We start from the raw sequence: 20,420 nt of genomic DNA on the forward strand, positions 1-20,420 counted from the left end.
ATTAGATCGTGACCTCCTCGTCCGCAAACGTAACTTTTCCGTCTGATAACGCTCCGATACGAACCAGTGATTCCACACGGTATCCTGCTTCTTTCAGCAAGCGGCCTCCTGGTTGGAACGCCTTTTCAATCACGATGCCAATACCAACTACTTCAGCGCCTACTTGCTCCACAATGCGGGCCAGACCAAATGCTGCCTCGCCATTGGCCAGAAAGTCATCGATGATCAGTACACGGTCACCAGGCTGCATGAACTTCTTCGCAACTGTAATTTCATTGGTCTCCTGCTTGGTAAAGGAGTACACCTTCTCAACCAGAATGTCTTCCGTGAGTGTAAGTGACTTCTGCTTCCGTGCAAAAATAAGCGGAACGTTGAGTTCCAGCGCAGTCATGATGCCTGGTGCGATCCCTGAGGATTCAATCGTCAGTACACGCGTAATGTTCTCCCCTTCAAAACGGCGGATGAACTCCTTACCGACTTCCTTCATCAAAACCGGGTCCATCTGGTGGTTCAGGAATGAATCCACTTTGAGTACCTGCTCGGACAGGACAATGCCTTCCTGTATTACCTTGTCTTTTAACAATTGCATCGTAATTCTTCCCCCTGTGCGCCCTCCCGTACAGAAGCCTGCATGACCTCGATCCCCTCTGTAAAAAACAAAAAGCCCGCCTTTTTACACGCTGCGGAAGAACCGGAGACGGGAAAAGACGGACTTGTACATATGTGGACAAGCCGCATGGATACTGCAAGTATAGTGTAATGGAAGAGCATGATAACAGGATAACTCAGAGCAAACCTCAAACTCCCTATTCAAGAAGGGATATGAAGCTGCCTGAACATCCTTTTTCAGACACACTGCCCGATAATTATCTCTCTCCATACCTTAACAACGTTGCAGGATCTTTCCCGTAGTCCGATCATTCCGGTGATCGGGTAGAAACATGCAGGCCTATTCCTGCACATATACGAGTCGGCGTATTAAATTTTTAGAGCTCCATGATTCGTTACAATGTATGATCGCGAACCTGAATGTAAAAGTATGAACGGAACTGATAATGTTAGAAGTATACCGAATCGGCGGCGTGAAATAAAGAAGTATTTTCATGGAAGTTGCGGAAACTTGTCTTAATTTGCATTAAAGGGATGATTGCTGCGGTTTTTTTATGTACAATATGAGAACGGAAGCGCGTGTCCGAACGGAGAATCGATGGAAACGCCGCCTGTATTATGAATTTATTGGGTAAAGGAGATTTGCAGACATGAAAGGCGTACTAAAGGAATTTAAAGAATTTGCTGTACGTGGCAACGTCATCGATTTGGCAGTCGGTGTCATTATCGGGGCTGCTTTTGGTAAAATTGTCACGTCCCTCGTGAATGACATTATCATGCCACCTGTAGGTAAGCTGCTTGGAGGCATTGATTTCAGTCAGAAAATCATTAATCTGGATCGGGATATGAAAACAGCCAGTGGACAGGAGATCACAACACTCGCTCAAGCCAATGAGGCTGGCGCTACGGTGATTGCATATGGGCAGTTTATCAATGTGATGATTGATTTTCTCATCGTCGCTTTCTGTATTTTCATGCTGGTGAAGGGTATCAATTACCTCAAAAGCAAAGAACACAAAAAGCCCGAGCCGCAAAAAACGACCAAGGCTTGCAAATACTGTCTGTCTGAAATTCCGGCTGCGGCTACTCGCTGTTCGCACTGTACTTCAGAGCTGGAAGCAGAAGGTAACGGCGCAACGGCTTAATTGTGTCCATGCTTGAAGTTCATCAGAATTTACAGTGTACCCAAACTCTATATAGAGAACTGTAGTGGAACATTTTATTAAAGCTTTATGTAAAAAACTCCTGCTTGATCTGTCCGTCATGCTTCTTCATCCGTGTTGTTGCAATCCCGCACGGAGCGGGTGGAATCAAATCGGCAACCACATGAAAGGTCTCACCGTAAAGGTGGGGCCTTTCTTTATCTCACAAGCAGGTATGTTGCTCTAATGTCATTATTATCTTACGCTCACCATGCTTACAAACTAGAATCGACGCGGCAACAAGTGCTCCAAAATCGACTTCAAATCCCGATCTTCCTTATAAACCTCTTCCCCGGTATCGAGCTCGGTTACCCGGATATAATCAAAATTCATCGACGCATCCACAGGTTTAAACAACAATTGGCTCTCGTCTTCCAGACGTACGTTGAATCCCATATCCTTAAACATCGTTGTTAGCTGGCTATTCGCCGGTTCCTGACCTTGCCCTACCATAATCAATCCTCTAAGACTTTTACGTTCCTGAGGTTGCGGATAAATGACCTGAAAGTGTACAATGCATTCCATAAGATGGTTCCCCTTTCGTTTAAAACATACTTTGTGAAATTTTGAACTTTAAAACTTGCTATATAAGGAGATACGTATCATGACCCCAGAACGTTTCGATATTTACGACGATCAGCAAAATTGGATAGGTACAGAGCTGCGCAGCGTGGTTCATGCCAAGGGATTCTGGCACCGTTCATTCCACTGCTGGATCGTGCGGGACGAAGGCTCACAGCGGTTGGTTCTATTTCAGCGAAGACGGGATATCAAGGATACCTTCCCCGGATGTTACGACATTACCGCAGCAGGGCATCTCACAGCAGGCGAACAGCTGCATGAAGCCAGTCGTGAGCTGGAGGAAGAACTGGGCGTGCAAGCACCTTTTGAAACGCTGACCTACCTGTTGACGGCAAGACAGCAACTTGAAGGGCAGGTTCGCGGTGTACCTTTTATCGATCGGGAATTCAGCTCCGTCTTTGGACTGTGCTTGAACCAGCCTCTCGAAGCCTATACCTTGCAGGTAAGCGAAGTCGACAGCTTATACGAAGTGCCTTTGGATGACTTGATTGCCTTGTTCCGTGGCGAAACCCATGTGATTCAAGCCGCAGGAGTGCAAGCCGTGCAGTCAGCGTCCAATCAGGTGGATCAGGCAAATAGTAGCTCTGTTCCTCTTCACGTTCAAACACGTCACATGCGCGAGATTAGAGCAGCCGAGTTCGTGCCACACGGTACGGAATATTATATCGATGTACTTGAAGCGTTAGTTCACGTGCCCAAAAACTAACCAATTTTGCCTATGATAAAGTTACGTTCATAGCTTCATTTTCTCAAAAATAGCATGAATTCATACCCTATTACATTAGCTCAACAGGGAACATTTGCTGTGATGAACATCACTGCTTCTGTTAACTAGCAAGAAGAGGCGTCTGCCTCATGGCAACGCCTGCTTCCTTTAAGCATGTATTTTGGAGTTCATAGGATATCTGAAGGTACTGACCAATAACGTGCTGACAGGTTTTGGTATCGAGGCCCGTATCGAGACTCCAGTTCCTCCCCCATGTCCTGCTCCAGTTCATACAACACCAATTCCTGAGCAAAATGATTCAGCAGCAGTCCGGTCATGACCGGATGTTCTGTCACCATCGCCTGAGTGGCGCAAGATTCTCCGCGCATCCCTAACATACACCAACGACGATCGACCACTAAAGAGAACTTCCGGCCATTCCCTGCTCCGTATGAAGGCAATCCAGGCCAAGGAGCGGGCTGATCCATAATACCCTCTCCACCATCACATGACCATAACAGGCGCACGCCTCGGTCTTCAGCACGCTGCAAGTCTGCACGCAACAACTCCGCTTCCTCACGCCATACGTCCACCACAATCTCATGTTTGGCCTCAGCCAGTTCACGGCTTAGATTCTCAAATACATTTTTGTCGCCTTCAATGTTGTAAAAGACCGGCTTCTCAGGTTCATGCTGCGGCATACTGATCTGCACATATTCAAGGGATGCACGCATCTGACCGGAGATCATGCTTGTCATCTCCTCAGGCTTCAAGACACTGTATTTCGCGGGCTCGCCTGCGCTGCAACGCAGGAATCCCCGCTGTTCCAGCCGTTGCAGGGTGGCATATACATTGGAACGGGACACTCCCAGCCTTTTCGCAACCTCATATCCCGAGGCTGAGCCTTGGCGAGCGAGTTCCACCATAATTTTAGATTCCATCTCGGTAAACCCCAGATGACGCAAATGATGCAGCAGTTGGTCCATATTCCCGTCCCCCCATGCTGTAAGCAACCAGCGCTGCCACACATTGATTCGGCAGCGCTTCTACTGCATCAGATCTGTTCTGCTCCGCAGCGTGGGCACCATTTCGAACCTTTGGGCAGCTCTGCTGTACAAATCTGACAATTCACCATTTCGCGTGGCACTTCCGTCTGTACGTCCACCGTGTTCACGATCGGATTATTTTCTTTCCAGTACCGAATGCGCTCATCCAGCTCCTGCTGGCGCTCGCGCTCCCGTTGCATTTCTTCATCCCGACGGCGTTCCCACTCGGCATCGAACGCTTCCTTTTCCTCTTGGGTAAATTCCGTACTGTTATATTCGGATTCGGTCTCCAGGTCCGCAATGGACGGAATTACCGTGTGATACGGCTCAGCTTCCTCCAGTTCCTCTTCAGCTGGCGCATCATAGATTGGTCCCTCCGGGCTTTGGGCCACAGCTGCTTCCTGTCTCGCAGGGTTTGTCGCCCCTACAGATGCTGCTGCGGGTTTGAATTCACCCAACTTGCGTCCGCATTTCGGACAGAAGTTGGCATCCAGTGAAGCGACGTGTCCACACTCGCATAAGCGCTCATTTTTGAGTTGTGCAATCTTGTTGCGCAGACCATCGATCTCATCCTGCAATTCATCGCACAATCCCGATAGATCCACCATCTCTTTTTCGGCACGCGTCATGTCCTGTGCGCGATAACCTTCATAGAAGATACGACCCATATCTGTAAAATGGACTTCCTGTTCCTGCTGCAAGCCCACAATCTGATTATTTATTTTTCCGATTTCAACGGCGTGCTGGGCACGCTCTGTTGCTTTGTTTGCTCCGTTCTTAATTCGCTGAAGCAGTTTCATGACTTCTCCTCCTCTGTCCCGTCAGAGTTGAACCTTTTGATTCAACATCATTTGTTCCAAAACCCATTTTCATTTGATTTTTTTATAGTATATAACTTATACGATATCATGCCAAAAAGTTGCGAAATCTGGCGTGAATGCCCGTTTTCTGCCGATGCTGGATGAATTCGGGGGCTTTCGTCAGGACCATACGTTCGGGTATAATGAAGCTTTGGCCCTACTGATCCGCCTACTTGGGCGGTTATCCCTATCATACCAATTTACAATGTGATTGTGAAAAGGGCAAATGAATTACTTTTAAGCTGGGATAGTCCTATCCCTGAATGCATATAGAGGTGGATGAATGATGTTAAGTCCGAACTCAACGTTTTACCCCCGTCCGCTCGGGGTTACCCCGGCGGCATCCCTGCCCCAATCCCCTTCGGCTCCGCTCGAGACCAGTAGGCAACTCGTGGCCAGCGATGAACGGGATGCGCCTTATTTCCGCTCTCTGGAAGAGGTAGGCATCCGTCTGAACGGACCCCAGATCTCAGCGGTTCGCCACGGCAAAGGACCCCTGCTGACTCTCGCAGGAGCAGGCTGCGGCAAAACAACCGTACTGGCTGCACGAGCCGGCTACCTGATGGAGGTTAGTGGTGCTCACGCGGGAAGCATCCTGCTGGTGACGTTCACGAACAAAGCTGCCACTGAGATGAAAGACCGCATCGCATCGCTGCCTGGCATTCGTCCCGCAGCCGCACGAGCGGTGCAGGCCCGTACATTCCACTCGTTCGCATTGACACTGCTGCGTCATTACGGCGTGCAGGAGGAGATTTTTGGTGAGTCCCGTGCGCAGCATACGGTACTCAAGATGCTTCTGCGCCAGAATGGCATGAGTGAGGCGTTTCAGCCTGAGAGTCTGCTGGCTATGCTGTCCGCTTGGAAAATGCAAGGTTCAGAGACGAGCGATCTTCCCGAAAAATCACAGGAGGAACGAGATGCCAAACGTGTTCTCCTTGGTTATGAAGCCTGGAAGCGGGATCGCAACAAAATGGATTTTGATGATATTTTGCTGCGAGCTGCCGCTCTGCTTCGTGATCCTGCTGTACTGGGGCCGCTTCAGCAGCGTTTTCAGTACATCATGGTCGATGAGTTCCAGGATACGAATAGTCTCCAATATGAAATTGTACAAAAACTGGCTGCCGCCCACCGCAACCTGATGGTTGTGGGAGACGATGACCAGACGATCTATACGTTTAATGGGGCACGGCAGGAATCCATTTTGGAATTCGATAAAGTTTACCCCGGTGCACGCATCGTGACGCTGGATATCAATTACCGTAGCGATGCGCGTATTCTGGGACTGGGCAGCGAATTGGTTGCCCGGAACAAACGAAGACGTGACAAGCGGCTGCGCGCAGCCGGGCATCGTGGAGATGCGCCTCGGTTTGCCACCCCCTCCAATACCGAGGAAGAAGCAGCTTGGGTTGTTAACCAGTTGTGTCAGCAAGTTGAGGAAGGTTTGCATACGTATCGGGATATCGCGATCCTGCACCGGACAGCAAGTAGCAGTCGGGCTATATTTGAGCAGCTTGTGTTGAAAGATGTGCCGTTTGTACAACACGGCGCTTCCCCGGTCTTCTATGACCAGTCACTGATTCGACCGTTAATGGATCATATGCGCTTGTCCCTGAATCCACGTGCTGTAGATGCTCTGCCGAGTGCGCTTGGGCCTCTCTATGTATCCCGAGATGCCGGACTGGAGTGGATTCAGCGCAGTGAAGAGCAGCAAGCGAAGAAATATCCGCTTATCCATTTGGCCAAATGGGACAAGCTGAAGCCTTTTCAGCAGGAACAGGTCAAGGAACGCATCAAGCTGATCAAATCGCTGACGAAGCTGAAACCGGTGATTGCGATTCAGGAGATGCGCCGCCAGTTTTACGACAAATATATGGAAAGCGGTGATCCAAGCATCTTTACCCATTATAAGGAAACGATGCTGGAGACATTGGACGAATTCGAAGCTGCGGCCAAAAAATTCGAAACCGTTGAAGAGTTCATCCAATTCGCCGATGAACTCTCCCGCAGACACCGCGAGATGGAATCACTGCGCCGTTCACAGGACAGCGATGCAGTCCAACTGATGACAATTCACCGGGCCAAGGGACTTGAATTCCCATGTGTATACTGGATCGGCGCCAGCGAAGGAATTGTACCTCACAGCACGGCACTGCGGCAGGATATCCCTGAAGACCAGAAGGCTGCTCTTACCGTACAGCAGACCGATGCCGAACTCGACATGGCTCTGGAAGAAGAGCGACGACTCGCCTATGTCGCAATCACACGAGCCAAACAGTACTTATACGTCACTTCTCCCGCCAGTCATCACGGAAAACCAGCAGACGTTTCCCGCTTTCTGCTGGAGGCCTACGGCATGGAGGTACCAGACAAACGCAAAAATCGCGATGAAGGCCGAACTGGCAATCACGCGTCATATGGCAGCGGTAGCAGCAACTGGAAGGGTAACGGGAACACGAATGGTAAAGCTAACGGCAATGAGAGTAGAAATGGAAATGCAGCATACGCCCGTTCAGGTTCGCGGCCGCAGGGACGGGATGCAGTGAGTCCAGTTCAGCGTGGTGCAGATCTACGAAGTGCAGATCAGCGCAGCGCGATCCGTCAAAGTGATCGGCGTGATTTTGAAGTACTCGATGAACGAGACGAGGATCGTCTCAGTGAGCGGCGCGGCAGCGGGGTGATTCGCAATCACACGGCGTTCAGCACCACGGGTGTGAATCAGGCAGCTTCGTCCTCCAACAGTTCGGGGTCGCAATCTTCAGGTACAGAACGTACAGAAACCGTAGCGATCTGGAAGTGCAGTTCTTCCACCTGCAAAGCATGGCTGCGTCAGAAACCGGATGGTCCTTCAGCCAAGGTATCCAAAAAGGCGGCGTCTGGCCCCCCGGCTTGTCCGCTATGTACAGGTACAATGGAGGCCGGTACCCGTAAGGTTCCCGTAACTGGGCGGTTCGGAAGATGAACGATTGCCATTCGTTTCAGGACGCTTTCTGCTGTTTATTAACAGTAGAAGCGTCTTTTTTCCATTTTAGAATGGAGGTTGGATTATGCACGGCAAAAAGCATTACTATGTATCGGTAACCCATAATCTTATTGAACAGACCAAGAACGAATCAACACCGTTTGAAATCATCGTGGACGATGAACAGCTAAACCGGCTGAAAGACCTGATGAAAGTGTTGGAGGATGAAGATGCCTATACATTGCAACGGGCTCCGGTACCCTACAAATCAGCGGATCATGACGAGGCTACAGAACAATTCTCAGATGGCATGACGTTGCTGTACACGTTTCTTTACGATCATGGCACTTCGGATACCAGGCAGGCGATTGAGAGCATGAATGTACTTTCACGGCTGCAAGATACGGATTATGATGATCCGGGGTATGAGAACTCACCGCTGAATAAATGAACTCTTATCACAAAGACTTCCACTCCGATGAATTCAGGCCAATGACCTGCTTCAGGAGTAACGGGAGTCTTTATTTTTTTACAGTTCGGTCCCATTAGTATCATTATTGATACTATAAACCAAAAATGATACTACTGTTTATTTTAGATATTATACTATATATTTTATATACAACTTATTTATGCGAGGAGGATAACTATAACGATGGGAAATCCAATCATGATGAAAGCGTTCGGATATTACGAGCCTGGGCTAGAGACCGACATACCACCATTTCAGGAGGTAGAAGTTGAGAAACCAAAACCTACAGGAAAGGATTTACTCGTTGAGGTGAAGGCGGTGTCTGTCAATCCGACGGATTGGAGATCGCATCTTTCCAAACATCCGGACGATTTATCCCTGACCGTGCCTGGTCGTGATGTAGCGGGCGTAGTAGTGGACATCGGCTCCGATTGCAATTTGTTCAACGTTGGTGACGAAGTGTATTATGCGGGGAGCAATATGCGCCCAGGCGGACACAGTGAGTTTCATTTAGTAGATGAACGAATTGTCGGCAGAAAGCCGAAAAATCTGGATTTCGCCCAGGCGGCAGCTTTACCTCTGACAAGCCTTACGGCAGGAGAAGCTTTTTTTGAGCGCTTGGGCATTTCCAGAAATGCATCGGATAATGAGGGTAACAGTATGCTTATTATCGGGGCAGCGGGAGGCGTCGGATCGATCGCTACTCAATTAGCCAAGTTGGCTGGACTTAAAGTTATAGCAACTGCCTCTCGTCCCGAATCTGTCTCTTGGGTAAAATCAAACGGAGCAGACCATGTGATCAACCATCATCAACCATTTGGACCACAACTTAAAGATCTCGGACTCGCTGGTGTACAATATATTTTCGTGCTAAATCATATAGATGAGCATATGGATGAGATGGTAGAAGTTATTTTACCGCAAGGAAAAATTTGTTCTATTCTGCCATTCGAAAAACCAGCCCAACTTCAAAAGTTATTCTCAAAAAGCGTAACGCTCGTTTGGGAAATGATGTTCACCCGCCCAATGTTCCAGACAGATGATATGATTGAACAACATCTTCTACTTAATGAAATCGCAGATCTGGTGGATGCGGGCAAGATTCATACAACGATGGCAGAGCGGATTGAACCAATTAATGCAGCTAACTTGCTGGAAGCCTACCGAAAGAGCAAATCAGGCACTGCGATTGGCAAAATCGTGTTGGAAGGGTTTGAAAATTAAACATACATCCGTTTTGTCTGATTATGATCGATCAATGAATCAACCAAAGGGTGTTGTCCCCTGCGTAGCGAGGAAGGTATATCCTTTCGGTTCGGCGTATGCGGAGCCTGAAAGCTTATTTTGACAAATCAAAAACAACCGGGTATTCCAGAGATTCCTGCTTTGCAGCTTGCAAAAAGTAAGCTTGGAGGTCGAGTGGCTTTGCCTTGCCCACAATCTGCTTAAAAATACCGCAATGACGGAAAAATGCAAAAGAACCGAAGCAGGATGAACCTCTGCTTCGGCTTTTTTGCAAGTACCCATGGTAACTATTATTCACCGATAGTTTCTAAGGACTTTTGAGACAGCCTCTTTCTTAATTCGCTGAATTATTTAATTGCTTGTGTCCATTCTACGAATTTATTAGGTTCTTGCCACGATCCAGAATAGGGCCCAGAAATGTCACCAGAGAAATTACCTTTTCCTGTTGCATTCCATGTTCCGCGATTTACGAATGGCGTTATCCAAAAAACATAAGAAACAATACCGCTACCAACTTTCGGTCCTGAATATTTAGTATTTATGCTTTGGGTAATTTCACTAGCCAACCCAGCTTCGATTGAGGTTTTTAAACTAGATGGAATCGTTACACTAGCAGAGACATTAGCACTCAACTTGTATGTGGTATTTATAGTTCTTTCTTGAGACTGGCCAACGCTTGTTATCTGTTGAGCAGCTAAGGGAGTATCTCTTTGAGTTACTTGTTTAGTAATATCCCAAATAATGTGAGTATCATACCATGCACTTGGAGAGACAGTGTTTTGTGAAAAAGGAGAGATTTGATTTGTACCTTCAATAACATTTGAAATGATGATATCCCCTGTTCCATTAGCTTGCTGAGAAATAGCTTTCAATTCCTCATCGGTTATTTTTCCAACTACATTGGGTGAGATGGAAAAGTTCTTTCCATCAATAACCTTTTCAATATTACTAGAAACTGGAGCAACCGTATCCTCAATAGATTGGGCCATTGCTATGGACGATAAAGAACTACCCAAACATAATGAAGCTGCAACAACTGGTATAAAAAATTTTTTCCTAATAGACAACATATATTCCCTCTTTTCGTTTATAATTTGGTACATAATCCATAATAAAGAAAATATATATATTTGTAAAATAATTCAAATAAAGGAGGTATTTAAATGAATTTCCGAACTGCAGGCATATTACTTTTATCTTTAGGAGGATTTTTATATACTCTTGAACGTGTGGTTGCCTATTTCTCTACCTACATTACAAGTATTGGCAAAGAGGGTATCTCTGTTGATTTAACAGTGTTATACCCTGGATTTTTCAGCAATCTTTTCATTCCATTTTTTGTATTCTTAGGATTAATCTTTTGCGTTATTGGTTTTTCGAGTAAAAAAAATGACTAAACGTGCTATGTAATTCCAGTCCAGTTGCAGAGAAATGAATATTGTAAATTAGTCCAAGCTACTATTTAAAAAAGTGTTCTGGTAGATCCATTTCTACCAGAACACTTTAACGTGTAACAACTATTTCACGAAATACACGAATCTAAATTTTTCAGTCCAGACGAATCTCCTGACCCTTTTCGGCTGACTCGTAGATTCCGCATAGCATCCTTGTCGAAGCCACACCATCCGCAATGGGACTGATGGGCTCGGTACCATTCAGACAACAATCCACAAAGTGATCAATCTGATTCTGGAAGGCACCGTGAATATCGAGACCTTTATAGTCTGTCTGAGGTTCAATGTTCAGGATCGTATTGTGTTTCTCGGTGACGATTAGCGTCTCCGGCTCCAGCTCAATTCCACCACGCTCACCGTACAATCGGACTGAAGATTCTTCCCCACGTGCATGCAGGGTAAAGCTCACTTCTACCGCCAAAGAAGCCCCGTTCTCGAAGCGAATCAGCGCATTCGCCATATCCTCCACATTGTTGACAGCGGAACTGTAATCTGCTGCTTTGTAAAAAGAAAGATGCTCGATATGGGCACGATTGCCCAGTTTTCGATACGTATTGCCACTCACCGAAACAGGTTTCGGTTTGCCCATCAGATACCAGCATTGGTCGATAATATGTACGCCAAGATCAATGAGCGGGCCACCGCCGGAACGGTTTTTGTCCGCAAACCATCCTCCGGGATTTCCCAAGCGACGCAGGATAGAAGCCTTGGCATAGTACAATTCGCCAAACTCACCCGCATCAATGAAACTGCGCATCATCTGCATATTGTTATCATAACGACGCACAAATCCCACGACAAAAGTACATCCGCTTTTCTTCACAGCCTCTTCAATCCGCAGCGCATCTTCCACATTAGTTGCTACCGGTTTTTCCAGCAGCACATGTTTACCTGCCTCCAGAGCAGCGATGGCAAATTCGGCATGTGTATTATTCCACGTACAGATACTAACGGCATCCACATGCGGATCCTTCAGCATCTCACGATAATCAGTGTACACGGATTGTGCATCATACTTCTCAGCAGCCGCGGCTGCACGCTGTTCGTTCAAGTCACAGATGGCGTAAATGACGGCATTCTCGTTCTTGGCATAACACCTCATATGAAGATCCGAGATGGAGCCTGTGCCAATCATGCCGATATGCAGCATTTTGCTTGTACTCATCTTCTTCCTCCCTTCCTTTTCCAGAACATGAATATCGTCTAGTCTGCCCGGAGCATGCCTTTGTAAATCCCTGGTGTTGAATTTTCGATCTTCACGGCCCCCAAGGTCTGAGCATAGAAATCAACGGGTCCCGCCGATCCAATAATCGCGTAAGCGTAACCATCTGTCTTCATGGCGTGCATACAGGCCAACAGCAGCGCTGTACCGACACCTTTGCCCCGTGCCTCCTGACCAACACCTGTTGGACCAAAGAAATTACGACACGTTGCTTCATAACAAGCGAAGCCGATCATTTCCCCATGCTCAAGCGCAATATAACAAGTCACGGGTTGACGTGCAAAAGCTACATCACATTCATCCACCCAGGGCTGGCTAAAATGGGATCTCACCCAATCCAGCACAACCTGCTTCTCTGGTGCGATGGCTCTTCGGATGACAATGGAGGACTCCTCCAACTTCTTAAGTCCACTCTCTTGCTCTGGCAAATGGTAAAGCGCAACCAACATATCACTCATATGATTGCCCCCCTCCTCATATTTGGATGCTCCACAACCCCATGTAATCCTAGGTTAATTCAAAATCTGAATCACACGTCTTCCACTTATTGATCCTTAACCGCATCCCGCTTCTTATAACCGGCTATTGGTCTGTTTTTCAAATAATAGACTAACATGCTGCTCACATTAATTACCTCAAAGTGCAACACTGGACGAAGTTGTCCCGTCTATAAGGTTGGAACGTGGCCTTAATAGGAGTTTACCGCGTCATAACCAAGATGAGAAGGGATGAAATCAACGATGAACAACAACATGAAAAAAGTTAGTGCCCTGATGGTCCTGTCCTTGGCCCTGGGCGGGGGAGCCGCATACGCTGCAAACCTGGACAGCACTCAGCCCATCAATTCAACTTCCGTATCAGCCGACAGCAAAGGAACTGAAGCCGTAAAAGTATCTGTGAACGGGGCACCGATGGCTGACGGCTATTGGAACAAAGATGGTCAAGAACCCATGATCGCGCTGCGTGATCTCACAGAAGCACTTGGCATTGAACTGAAATGGAACAAAGAAAACAAATCTGCTGAGCTGACAAAAGGTACCCTCTGGACACTCGTCACCACAGGCAAAGACCAGTATTCAGTTAATAAAATGCTGCTTAAGCTGGGAACAGCACCTGAAATCACAAATGGTACATTGTTTGTACCCGCTTCTTTTGCAGATAAAGTACTGCACGCACAAGTGAATACAACAGGTAACCAAGTAACCATCTCCAGTGAAGAGGAAGTGAAAACTGTTACTGAGCGTGGGGTCATTACGGGAATTAACAGTGAAGGCAAATATCAATCCATCCATATCGGCGGTGCAGGTACAGATGGTATCGTCCTTAATGTTGGTGAAGATACCGTGTTCAAATCCGCAGATGGCAAAGATATCAAGCTTACTGATCTGACCATTGGCATGAACGTGGAAGCTGAGCATTCTGAGATTGCAACCCTCAGTTTACCGCCTCAAACACCTACTTACAAAGTCACTGTACTGGATACTGCTGCTTCGGAATCCGAAGCACAACCAAAAGAAGTTCTGGGTACAGCAGGCACGATTGAAAATGTAAAAACAACAGAAGATAATGGTACTCAGATCGAGATCTCCGGCTCCCGTCTGACAGAGACAGCACCTGACCATGTTATCCTTAACATTAGCAAAGATACAAAACTGGTGAATCATCAAGGGGAAACGATCAAACCAGAGGAACTGACCAAAGGGGCCAAAGTGATTGGTTTTTATAGCCCCGTCCTGACTCGCAGCCTGCCTCCAATCGGAACGGCTTGGAAAGTAGTAATCGAAACACCAGCCGATCAACCTGAAGCGAAATAAGCTGCCAGAAAAGAAGGCTAGCCTTCTTTATGCGTAGAGCACAGCAGATCTAGACCACACTATATTAATGCAGAAATAACCTTATCCCACGATTCCTCCTTCATGGAGGTTGGGGTAAGGTTATTTCTCGATCCTGCATTTATATATATATGTACGTAATAGCTCTATTCCGTTATTGTTATTTCGGCATCAACTTCAGCTTCTGCTTCAACAATCGCTTCTGCCTCAATCTCCACCATCAGCAAAGGGTCAATGAGTGCACTAACTTCCACCATCGTAGCGACAGGCTGGATCTGACCAAAAAATTCACCATGAGCCTTGCCCACTTCTTCCCACCGGGAAATGTCGGTAACAAACATGCGGGTTCTCACGACATGAGACATGTCTGCTCCCAATTCTTTCAGTGCATTTTCGATGGTCTGCAAAATAAATCTCGTCTGTGCATATGGATCACCTGCTCCAACCACAACACCGTCCTGCATGGCTGTAGTACCCGCAACCTCAATTCGGTTGCCAACACGAATGGCACGGCAATATCCTACAAGCGGCTCCCATGGAGAACCGGTAAACACCTGCTGTCTGTTCATTCTGCTTTCCCTCGCTTTACATGTGATTTGGACTCCTGATTAAACATGAATTATATCAGCCTGCCGACCTGCTGAACAAGCAAATAAAATAGGATATAACTGAATTTAGCTCAAACCAAAAAGCCCCTGAAGTGATCTCCCGTGCCTTGGACAAGGGTGAATCATTCAGGGGCTCTAAGAAATTGAGACCCTAGTCTTCAATCAAAAGATGAAGCACCAGGCTTACAGCTTGATATTAGCCTCATCAAAGTATTCTTCAAGTGTCAGTCCACTTTTCACAACATCAGGAGCCAGATCAGTGCCGACATAGCGAATATGCCATGGCTCGTACACATAGCCGGTTATCCCTTCCTCACCTTTTGGATAACGGATGATGAACCCATATTCTGCTGCATGCTCAGCCAACCACTGGCCTTCTTTCGATGTGCCAAACACCTCTTCTATGGCATTGCCTACACTTGGACTGGAAACGTCAATCGCTAGTCCGGTCTGATGTTCGCTGTGGCCTGGCACAGAGCTTACACGATCCGTGTATTCTTTACCTTTGGTTTTGACATTGTTGTTATAGATCGAAACCTGACGCTGATAAGAACGATATCCAGATACCGCACGAAGCTCAATGTCGTCCGCTTTGGCACCGGCGAACAGCTTCTCCAACGCCTCAGCAGCTTCCTTGCGCATATGGCGCTTTTCATGCGGCCCGTCGAAGGAAAACGGTACGTTAGGCTCAACCAGATCATCCGGCTCATATCCTTCTGGCAAGCTGCGCTGTTTGTTAACGATCACTGTCATCGCTTCTGAATTGGTCACTACCGCTTGTGCATCAATCGTCGTTTGCAGCGCGCTAATGCTGCGTTTCTCCATTAGGGGATCCTCTGATGTGGCTCCATTGCCTGCGTCAGAAGAACCCTCTCCCCCAGTTGAAGCATCGCCGGAACCACTATCCGTATCATCATTGTTATTGTCCGAAGATGAGCTGTCTGTGTTGCTGCCATCCTTGCCAGTATCCTCAGTCAAATGAACCGTGGTACCGTCCGACTCTTGCTGTGCGCTTCCTGCTGCGTTCAGATTCTGGTTCTCCTCTGAGCCCGAACCGTCCTGGCAAGCGGATAACAAAGCTCCGCATATCATAAGTGAGGACAGCATAACCGCAACTTGGCGCTGTCGTCCTGTACGTAATTTCATGTAAAAACTCCTATCGCATATTGTAATAATGATTGCAGTATTCGTGCATGTGGGCTTGTCTTCCCCTGCGACAGTATACCTTAAATTGCAGCGAAGCTCCACCGGTAAAGACCTCCTTGAGAGGAGGTCACCCTAAAGATATGCCGGGTGTACAGCTTGTACGGTCGTTTTTTGGACTTTTAGAGCCCTATCCCAAGGTTCAACGCCATAGAAGCGAATTAGAAATGTATATATCCATTTTGGATAAAATGGATTATTCCGATGCACATCACAAACAAGCGGGGGATGATCTAAGATCTCCCCCGCTCCGAATGGTGCATCATTTGGTTGCCGGGCTGTCCTTCTTCTTCTTTTGAACAGCCTCCCACATCCGCGCAGCTACGCGCTCGCGGATCAATGCCAGCCCTGCGGTGGCAGGCACGCCTGGCAGCAGCGCCGCCAGTTCCGGCGTTGCCGGGGGTTTCCCCGGCTGCGCCAGCCGCACCTTCACGGCGCCGAAACCAGGCCCCGGCTGGTGCATGGCGCCGTCCGCGGCTGCCTCGGCGATCCACTCGCCGACGGCTGCGCCGCCTTCGCCGCCCCGCGCCTGCGGGCGGCCGGCCGTTTCGGCTGCGCGGCCGGGGCCGCTGGGATCATGGGCGAGTTCTTCCGCCCATGATCCCAGCACGCCGGCGAGCAGTGCTTCGCGCGGCAGGCCGGCGTGCGCCAGCTGCAGCAGCGGCTCAGCCGCGAAGCGCGCGGCAACGGCTCGCTCAGCGGCCGCGGCATGCGCGCAGCCCGGGCGGCCGCAGGTGCACGTCGCTGCGCCGCCCGCGCTAAGCGAGCTGCCAGCGACGGCTGTGCCCTGCTCAGCCTCGCTTGGCGCAGCGGGCAGCAGCCCGGCGAGCTCCGCCGGGGCAGGGCCACCGCGCAGCAGCGCGTACAGCGCCAGCGGACGCTTGCGCAGCTGTGCCAGCACAGCCTCGCGTTCAGCTTCACTGAACTGCTGCAGCGTGCCTGTTACCGTGAACAAGCCTTCGGCTGATTCAGTCTTGCCTGCGGCGGCTAATGTCTCTTTGCCTGCATCAGACGCCGCACTTACTTCTGCTGTCCATCCACCGGGGGACATATGTAGCTCTACATTCCATTTTTCGCTCACAACAATCCCCCTTCCTGTCACTATATTTTGCATGTACTAATTATCTCGCAACCTACAGCCATGTCTCGCCCTGAAGCGAGATCAGACCGCGCAGCTCATCATCCGACATCTCGGTCAACCAGTTCTCACCGGAACCGACCACCTGCTCAGAAAGTGCCTTTTTACTCTCAATTAGCTCATCAATCCGTTCCTCCAGGGTACCCTGACAGATCAGCTTATGCACCTGTACGTTTCGATTCTGCCCAATTCGGAATACCCGGTCTGTCGCCTGATTCTCCACCGCAGGATTCCACCACCGATCGTAGTGAACGACATGACTGGCACGAGTTAGATTCAGGCCCACACCTCCGGCACGAAGAGACAGGACAAACAAGGATGGTCCCTCCCCTTTTTGGAAGGTTTCCACCATATCATCCCTTTGCGATTTCGAAACACCGCCATGCAGGAAATACGGTTCTTCCTCATACCGCTGTGTAAGCCTGGATACGAGCAGTTCCCCCATCGCCACATACTGAGTGAAAATCAGCGCCGACTCCCCGTTGTCACGGATCGCATCCACCAATTCCAGAAGACGTTCCATTTTGCCGGATGCCTCAGCCTTGCCATGTTCCTTCCGGCTGCTGTCCGCCAGCACCGGATGATCACAGATTTGCTTCAGCTTGGTCAGGGATGACAACACAATTCCCTTACGGGCGATACCGTTTCGTCCATCCAATCCGCCCATCAGATCATCCACCACCCGCTGATACAGAACGGTCTGCTCTGGTGTCAGGGAACAATAGGATTTCAGTTCCAGCTTCTCCGGTAGATCTTTGCGGATATCCGGATCACTTTTCAGCCTACGCAGCATAAAGGGCGATACAAGCCGATGAAGTTCACGCAAAGAAGCTGCATTTTCTTCGGATGGGCCCAGTCCGGTATAGCGCTGGCGGAATGAAGAAGCCGTACCCAGATACCCCGGATTGAGGAATTGGAAAATGGACCACAGCTCGCTTAGTCGATTCTCCACTGGCGTACCCGTCATCGCAATGCGATGCGGCGTAGACAGACGCATGACGCTTTGCGCTTGCTTTGTACGATAATTTTTAATATATTGCGCCTCATCCAGCACAACGGTAGACCAGTGCAACGAAGCCAGATCCGGGCCATCCCGGCCAGCCAGATGATAGGTCGTCAGCACAATATCATGGGACTGCGCTTCTGCCTGGAAGGCATTGCCGTGCAACCGTTGTCCGCCATGGTGAATATATAACGACAGATTCGGGGCAAACCGCTTCAGCTCACGCTGCCAATTCCCAAGCAACGAGGTAGGGCACACAATAAGTGCAGGCAGATGCGCATCATGCACGTGCGGCTGTTCAACGTTCGCGGATTCTTCTTCCATCCCCATAAACGCTTCGTGCTCACGTGCTTCCTCCGCCGCGGCTTGCTGTTCCTCATGTTTCAAGTCCAGTAGGCAGGTAATAACCTGAATCGTTTTCCCCAGTCCCATATCATCGGCAAGACATACTCCGAACCCAAGCTCACGCATGGCGGATAACCATTGGTACCCGCGCTCTTGATAGGGTCTCAACTCGCCATGCAGCTCTGCCGGAACCTGCCGAGGCTCAATACTGCGGAGCACCTGTCCGTCGAGCAAAAAGGATAGCAGCCCCTCGGATTCCGCACCAAAGACGGAAAGCCCCTTCCATGCCGTATCTTCGCCTTCTTCCGCTGCCAGATGCAGCCATTCGGAGAGTGGCATATATTGTTCTTCTTCTTTTTTCATATAACGCAGAACCTGACGAATCTCTTTTGTATCCACTTCAATCCATTCGCCGCGGAACATCACATAAGGTACCGTTGCTTCTGCAAGGGCAGCCAGCTCCTCCGCCGTAACAGGTTTGCCGTCCAGCATCGGTTCTGCCTTAAAGGCAACCAGCTGCTCCATACCCAGTGCAGACGGGGCCCCAACCGGTCTTTCTATTCCACGATTGAGCATTTGCAGACGCAGTCCAGCGCGGCGTTTCCCTGCACGGCTCCAGCGGGAAGGCATTAACACCGTTACTCCCGCCTTCTGCAGACGAGGCACAGCATAGGTCAAAAATTCAAAAAAGGCTTGCTGTTCCAGCTTCATTCCTTCCGGTCGTGCATGAAGAAGCGCCGTTTCCAGCTCCGGTGCCAGTTCTGATGCATGCCCCAGCGCCATCAGGAGCTGTTCTGCAGCTGAAATATAACGTACTTTGCCTCGGTCCAGATCTCGTTCCGGATGTGCCCAGATCGTACGTGCAGGCAATCTCAGGCCAGATTCCTGCACACTGTCTGCCCAGAAGGTAATCCCCCACAATGATTCATGATCACCAAGGGGCGGTTCCAGCCGCAGTACCAGCTTCAGCTCACCTTCCGTGGGAGCCGTTTCTTCACTGCCTACCACGGGTTTCGCTGTACCGCCAGCTTCTTGCAGCGTTCCAATGAGTTCTGCCATTTCCTCCGTAGGTCCCTGCACCGTCACCGGGCGGAACATCGAGATCAGACTATTCCACCACAGCTCTGCTACCGGAGAGGACCCACGCCGGAATGGCGTGCGGTAACGAGACAGCTCACTGTCCATGCTTTCCATCTCACCCGTGACAACCGCATGAATCATCCCGCTCATAAATGAAAATAATACGGCCGCTCCCGCTTCCTCCCGTGATTCCGGTTCAGAAGATGCGTATGCTCCGGGAGCAGACAATCCGATCGGCGGCATAGATTCCGCCAACTCCCGGAATCGTTCTACATCCGCTTCCTGCAACAGACGTGGACGCCATACACCTGTCAGCGTTTCCTGTCCGGTGCGACGACGCGCCCCCGTCTTGGCCGCAAACTCAGCGGACGGAGCAAATTCTCCGCGCAGCAGCAGTTCCTGTGTAAACTGTGCTGCTTTTACCCAGTAGCGAATCTCTTCTCCGGCCTGAATTCCTGCCGCATTCAATATACTGTCGTCCCAATGGAGCAGCAGCTTGAATGTATCTTTGGGCGAGATTGCGAGCCCTTCCAACGTCCGTCCGAGCAATTGACGTCGCTTCGTACCCTTCGCTTCCGCGGCATTACGCATCGGATTGGGCCAACGAAGCTCCGCAAGACGCAGAGCGGCAGGCTGAAACAGACGACCCCCGTCGCCAAAATTCAGCTTCCGTACCACGTGGCTCCACGCATCCACACGTGGTTCCGATGTTTCACCGGAAAAACAAAAAAATACGTCACCAAGCCATACTCCATACAGCGATTGCATCATTACAGTCTCCCGTCATCCCTTCGCATTGTTACTCTCCATCATATACGAAAATGCTCGGATTTAAAAACTTTTACGCATAAAAA

The 20,420-nt window shown here is 49.3% G+C and carries 18 protein-coding genes and 1 riboswitch; of the genes, 7 read left to right on the top strand and 11 right to left on the bottom strand.

Features of this window, described 5'->3' with window-relative positions; genetic code table 11:
* Nucleotide 1: 1 nt before the first annotated feature.
* The gene (locus tag gpAD87_RS29720) at nucleotides 2-589 is read right to left on the bottom strand and encodes a xanthine phosphoribosyltransferase (RefSeq protein WP_063567892.1); all 588 of its coding nucleotides are present in this window, start codon (nucleotides 587-589) and stop codon (nucleotides 2-4) included.
* Between the two features lie 300 nt (nucleotides 590-889).
* Nucleotides 890-989: riboswitch (purine riboswitch) on the bottom strand.
* Between the two features lie 270 nt (nucleotides 990-1,259).
* Here gpAD87_RS29720 and mscL point away from each other — a divergent pair.
* Nucleotides 1,260-1,754 carry a large conductance mechanosensitive channel protein MscL gene (gene mscL / locus gpAD87_RS29725; protein ID WP_064642514.1) on the top strand — a complete coding sequence of 165 codons (495 nt, stop codon included), beginning with the start codon at nucleotides 1,260-1,262 and terminating at the stop codon, nucleotides 1,752-1,754.
* A 279-nt stretch (nucleotides 1,755-2,033) separates the two neighbouring features.
* On the opposite strand, the gene gpAD87_RS29730 is transcribed toward mscL, so the two are convergent.
* A complete protein-coding gene (locus gpAD87_RS29730; protein ID WP_063567890.1) occupies nucleotides 2,034-2,336 on the bottom strand; it encodes a hypothetical protein in 303 nt (100 codons plus the stop codon).
* 79 nt (nucleotides 2,337-2,415) lie between these two features.
* Between gpAD87_RS29730 and gpAD87_RS29735 the strand changes: the two genes are divergently transcribed.
* The gene (locus tag gpAD87_RS29735) at nucleotides 2,416-3,099 is read left to right on the top strand and encodes an NUDIX hydrolase (protein ID WP_064642516.1); all 684 of its coding nucleotides are present in this window, start codon (nucleotides 2,416-2,418) and stop codon (nucleotides 3,097-3,099) included.
* Nucleotides 3,100-3,287: 188 nt separating this feature from the next.
* On the opposite strand, the gene gpAD87_RS29740 is transcribed toward gpAD87_RS29735, so the two are convergent.
* The gene (locus gpAD87_RS29740; RefSeq protein WP_064642518.1) at nucleotides 3,288-4,085 is read right to left on the bottom strand and encodes a TrmB family transcriptional regulator; all 798 of its coding nucleotides are present in this window, start codon (nucleotides 4,083-4,085) and stop codon (nucleotides 3,288-3,290) included.
* Nucleotides 4,086-4,153: 68 nt separating this feature from the next.
* Nucleotides 4,154-4,945: a zinc ribbon domain-containing protein gene (locus gpAD87_RS29745; RefSeq protein WP_064642520.1), complete on the bottom strand. Its 792-nt coding sequence runs from the start codon at nucleotides 4,943-4,945 to the stop codon at nucleotides 4,154-4,156.
* Between the two features lie 346 nt (nucleotides 4,946-5,291).
* Between gpAD87_RS29745 and gpAD87_RS29750 the strand changes: the two genes are divergently transcribed.
* From gpAD87_RS29750 to gpAD87_RS29760, 3 genes are all read left to right on the top strand, one after another.
* Nucleotides 5,292-7,964, top strand: a complete 2,673-nt coding sequence (locus tag gpAD87_RS29750; protein WP_064642521.1) for a UvrD-helicase domain-containing protein — start codon at nucleotides 5,292-5,294, stop codon at nucleotides 7,962-7,964.
* Between the two features lie 85 nt (nucleotides 7,965-8,049).
* The gene (locus gpAD87_RS29755) at nucleotides 8,050-8,415 is read left to right on the top strand and encodes a hypothetical protein (RefSeq protein WP_082935400.1); all 366 of its coding nucleotides are present in this window, start codon (nucleotides 8,050-8,052) and stop codon (nucleotides 8,413-8,415) included.
* A gap of 204 nt (nucleotides 8,416-8,619) precedes the next feature.
* A complete protein-coding gene (locus gpAD87_RS29760; protein WP_331710943.1) occupies nucleotides 8,620-9,660 on the top strand; it encodes a zinc-binding alcohol dehydrogenase family protein in 1,041 nt (346 codons plus the stop codon).
* 368 nt (nucleotides 9,661-10,028) lie between these two features.
* Here gpAD87_RS29760 and gpAD87_RS29765 read toward each other — a convergent pair whose 3' ends face one another.
* A complete protein-coding gene (locus gpAD87_RS29765) occupies nucleotides 10,029-10,751 on the bottom strand; it encodes a hypothetical protein (RefSeq protein ID WP_064642524.1) in 723 nt (240 codons plus the stop codon).
* 93 nt (nucleotides 10,752-10,844) lie between these two features.
* On the opposite strand from gpAD87_RS29765, the gene gpAD87_RS29770 reads away from it, so the two are divergent.
* Nucleotides 10,845-11,078 (top strand): hypothetical protein, encoded by a 234-nt coding sequence (locus gpAD87_RS29770; protein ID WP_064642526.1) that lies wholly within the window; start codon nucleotides 10,845-10,847, stop codon nucleotides 11,076-11,078.
* Nucleotides 11,079-11,229: 151 nt separating this feature from the next.
* On the opposite strand, the gene gpAD87_RS29775 is transcribed toward gpAD87_RS29770, so the two are convergent.
* Nucleotides 11,230-12,300 carry a Gfo/Idh/MocA family protein gene (locus tag gpAD87_RS29775; protein WP_064642528.1) on the bottom strand — a complete coding sequence of 357 codons (1,071 nt, stop codon included), beginning with the start codon at nucleotides 12,298-12,300 and terminating at the stop codon, nucleotides 11,230-11,232.
* 38 nt (nucleotides 12,301-12,338) lie between these two features.
* Nucleotides 12,339-12,815 carry a GNAT family N-acetyltransferase gene (locus gpAD87_RS29780; protein WP_064642530.1) on the bottom strand — a complete coding sequence of 159 codons (477 nt, stop codon included), beginning with the start codon at nucleotides 12,813-12,815 and terminating at the stop codon, nucleotides 12,339-12,341.
* A 294-nt stretch (nucleotides 12,816-13,109) separates the two neighbouring features.
* On the opposite strand from gpAD87_RS29780, the gene gpAD87_RS29785 reads away from it, so the two are divergent.
* Nucleotides 13,110-14,171: a copper amine oxidase N-terminal domain-containing protein gene (locus gpAD87_RS29785; RefSeq protein WP_197521559.1), complete on the top strand. Its 1,062-nt coding sequence runs from the start codon at nucleotides 13,110-13,112 to the stop codon at nucleotides 14,169-14,171.
* 164 nt (nucleotides 14,172-14,335) lie between these two features.
* On the opposite strand, the gene gpAD87_RS29790 is transcribed toward gpAD87_RS29785, so the two are convergent.
* The 4 genes from gpAD87_RS29790 to gpAD87_RS29805 form a co-directional block, all read right to left on the bottom strand.
* Nucleotides 14,336-14,758 carry a RidA family protein gene (locus gpAD87_RS29790; RefSeq protein ID WP_063568364.1) on the bottom strand — a complete coding sequence of 141 codons (423 nt, stop codon included), beginning with the start codon at nucleotides 14,756-14,758 and terminating at the stop codon, nucleotides 14,336-14,338.
* Nucleotides 14,759-14,980: 222 nt separating this feature from the next.
* On the bottom strand, nucleotides 14,981-15,943 hold the full coding sequence (locus gpAD87_RS29795) for a M15 family metallopeptidase (RefSeq protein ID WP_064642532.1): 963 nt from the start codon (nucleotides 15,941-15,943) through the stop codon (nucleotides 14,981-14,983).
* Nucleotides 15,944-16,262: 319 nt separating this feature from the next.
* Complete coding sequence (locus gpAD87_RS29800; RefSeq protein WP_157258609.1) at nucleotides 16,263-17,081, bottom strand: hypothetical protein; 819 nt, start codon at nucleotides 17,079-17,081, stop codon at nucleotides 16,263-16,265.
* 52 nt (nucleotides 17,082-17,133) lie between these two features.
* Nucleotides 17,134-20,337: a DEAD/DEAH box helicase gene (locus gpAD87_RS29805; RefSeq protein ID WP_064642534.1), complete on the bottom strand. Its 3,204-nt coding sequence runs from the start codon at nucleotides 20,335-20,337 to the stop codon at nucleotides 17,134-17,136.
* Nucleotides 20,338-20,420: the final 83 nt, after the last annotated feature.

The organism is Paenibacillus sp. AD87, assembly GCF_001659845.1.
Taxonomy (GTDB): Bacteria; Bacillota; Bacilli; order Paenibacillales; family Paenibacillaceae; genus Paenibacillus; species Paenibacillus marchantiae.